The organism is Binatus sp. (SeqCode) (assembly GCF_036522015.1).
GTDB lineage: Bacteria > Desulfobacterota > Binatia > Binatales > Binataceae > Binatus.
This window is the reverse complement of the sequence record NZ_DATDGQ010000150.1, coordinates 1-2050: the sequence shown is the minus strand read 5'-3', so window position 1 is coordinate 2050 and position 2050 is coordinate 1. Positions and strand designations below refer to the sequence as shown.

Below are 2050 nucleotides of genomic sequence, written 5' to 3'. Positions count from 1 at the left end.
TGCCGTAACCGAAGAGGTCGGCGGACGCCCTGCATATCACTTGCGCTTGAATCCTTCGAGCGACCCGCGCAGGCATAATCTGCGCGACCTGTGGATTGACGCGCAGACCTACGATCTGCTCAAAGCGCATTTCGTTGGGATGTATGCACCGACTCCGGACAACGTCCCAAGCCACACGGACGTCACCGTGTATTTCCGCGGGGTCGTCGGCTGCTGGGTCGTCTCCCGAGCGCTGTGGACGTATCTGAATCCGCCTGCGTTGTTCGCGTTCGACGTCCAAACCGACGAGATCGCGCTCCCGGCGACGCTTCCGGACTGGCTCTTTGACAGAGCCGCCTACGAGCGCCACCAGGCGGCCGGCGATCCGGATTATCTCGAGCCGGTGCTCGAGCGCATGCGCGATCAAGCCGGCGCCTCGCCACAACCTACGACACCACCTACCGCGGAGCCACAGTAATGAACGACGATGCCAAGGCACAACTGCATTCCGACGTTCACACGATCGTACAGCGAGCGAAGACGCTCAACGAGCGAATGCGGTCGGTGCTACGAACGCTGGCGTCGGTCGAGCACGAGCATCCGGAGTTCGCGCAAGAGTTGCGCCACTATGGCATCATTGCTGAGTTCGCCGACATTGCCAACAGCATCGGCGATTTGGATACGGCCGTCGCCGCGCTGCTGCGGCAGCTCGGCCTCGAACACCTTCAGTCGTAACTCTCGCGCACCGTTTCAAGGAGCGTCTGTCCGAACTCGACGACGTCTCCGTCCCCGTCGAGCACGTCGACGTCGAAGCCGGGATAGAGGCTGATGAAGCGTTCCTGTTTCCAGCGGGCCACCGACCAGCGGTCGCGCGCGCCCTTCTCGTACGGCCAGGGCGGCATCCCTTCCCGGTCCGAGCGAATATCGCGGCCGCTCAGCGTTCGGACGCTGACCTGGAAGCCCTCAACGCGAGCGATTTTCATCTCGAGCGTTCCGATTTTCATCCTTGGAATTCGCCAGTTCGCGCGCGGGCGGCAAGCGTCCCCCGAGGCCCAATGCAGTGAGTTAAAAACCCCGTCGAAAGAATCTTCGGGGTTTTTCATGGTCGGGCTGACTGGATTCGAACCAGCGATCTCTAGTCCCCCAGACTAGCGCGATAACCAAGCTTCGCTACAGCCCGCGCGATTTACTTACGCCTTTTGCTTCCCGAACGCGTCCCGCCGACCGCATCTTTGAGCGATTTGCCCGCAACAAATGCAGGTACGTTGCGCGCGGCGATCTTGATCTTCTCTCCGGTTTTGGGATTACGGCCTTCGCGCGCTTGACGCGACCGGACAACGAAGCTTCCGAACGGCGTCAGTGCTACTCGATCGCCCTTCTGCAACGCCGTCTTGATGTTGTCCAGAACCAAATCGACGACTTCACCTACTTGACGCCGCGAAAGCTCGGCCTCTGTGGCGACGGCATCAATCACATCCGCTTTCGTCAACCTCGCATCTCCTGTAGCGGCACGATCGATCTATCGTTCTAACGGGACAGCCGCCTGGAAGGAATATACGCAGGCAGAATGGGCGCTCCTTCCGGCCGGCAGCCGTCACTTTTCGAGGATTCCGGCCAACGCGCGCAGTGCCAGTACGTAACCCGCGGTGCCCACGCCGCTGACGACTCCACGGCAAGCAGACGCCGTCACGCTCTTGCGCCGAAACGCTTCGCGCGCCGCGATATTCGACAGGTGCACCTCGATGACGGGAATGCCGATCGCGGTAATGGCATCGGCGATCGCATACGAGTAATGAGCGTACGCACCAGGATTGATGACGACGGCGGCATACTGCTTGCGCGCGCCGTGCAGCGCGTCGATGATCGCGCCCTCGCCATTGTATTGCTCGCAGCACACGTCGAGCCCGAGGCTCCGGGCCTCGGCAGAAATCAGCTCGTTGACCTCGTCGAGCGTCCGGCTCCCGTAGAGCGAAGGGTCTCGCTCGCCCAGCAAGTTGAGATTCGGTCCGTGTAAAACCAAAACGCGCATTGTTGCCATTTCTTTGGAGGAAAAGTGCGAGCCTCCGAACCA

Annotated in this window: 5 protein-coding genes and 1 tRNA gene; 2 read left to right on the top strand and 4 right to left on the bottom strand. The window is 61.1% G+C overall.

What is annotated here, in order from left to right:
- Together VIW95_RS06245 and VIW95_RS06240 are read left to right on the top strand one after the other, a co-directional pair.
- Positions 1-457: hypothetical protein (locus VIW95_RS06245; protein ID WP_331584573.1), on the top strand; the 457-nt coding region annotated here is incomplete at its 5' end.
- Complete coding sequence (locus VIW95_RS06240) at positions 457-714, top strand: hypothetical protein (RefSeq protein ID WP_331584572.1); 258 nt, start codon at positions 457-459, stop codon at positions 712-714. The genes VIW95_RS06245 and VIW95_RS06240, both read left to right, overlap by 1 nt.
- Here the strand turns inward: VIW95_RS06240 and VIW95_RS06235 are convergent.
- From VIW95_RS06235 to aroQ, 4 genes are all read right to left on the bottom strand, one after another.
- Positions 705-983 carry a hypothetical protein gene (locus VIW95_RS06235; protein WP_331584571.1) on the bottom strand — a complete coding sequence of 93 codons (279 nt, stop codon included), beginning with the start codon at positions 981-983 and terminating at the stop codon, positions 705-707. The two genes, VIW95_RS06240 and VIW95_RS06235, sit on opposite strands and share 10 nt — an antisense overlap.
- 98 nt (positions 984-1081) lie before the next feature.
- Positions 1082-1159 (bottom strand) — tRNA-Pro (locus VIW95_RS06230).
- A gap of 6 nt (positions 1160-1165) precedes the next feature.
- Positions 1166-1468, bottom strand: coding sequence for an HU family DNA-binding protein (locus VIW95_RS06225; RefSeq protein WP_331584569.1), 303 nt, complete (start codon positions 1466-1468; stop codon positions 1166-1168).
- A 105-nt stretch (positions 1469-1573) separates the two neighbouring features.
- Complete coding sequence (gene aroQ / locus VIW95_RS06220) at positions 1574-2008, bottom strand: type II 3-dehydroquinate dehydratase (RefSeq protein WP_349259297.1); 435 nt, start codon at positions 2006-2008, stop codon at positions 1574-1576.
- Positions 2009-2050: the final 42 nt, after the last annotated feature.

Bases quoted from the DNA above. Each gene is read 5' to 3' on its own strand.
- VIW95_RS06240 (WP_331584572.1), top strand. From the start codon at position 457: ATGAACGACGATGCCAAGGCACAACTGCATTCCGACGTTCACACGATC.
- VIW95_RS06235 (WP_331584571.1), bottom strand. From the start codon at position 983: ATGAAAATCGGAACGCTCGAGATGAAAATCGCTCGCGTTGAGGGCTTC.
- aroQ (WP_349259297.1), bottom strand. From the start codon at position 2,008: ATGCGCGTTTTGGTTTTACACGGACCGAATCTCAACTTGCTGGGCGAG.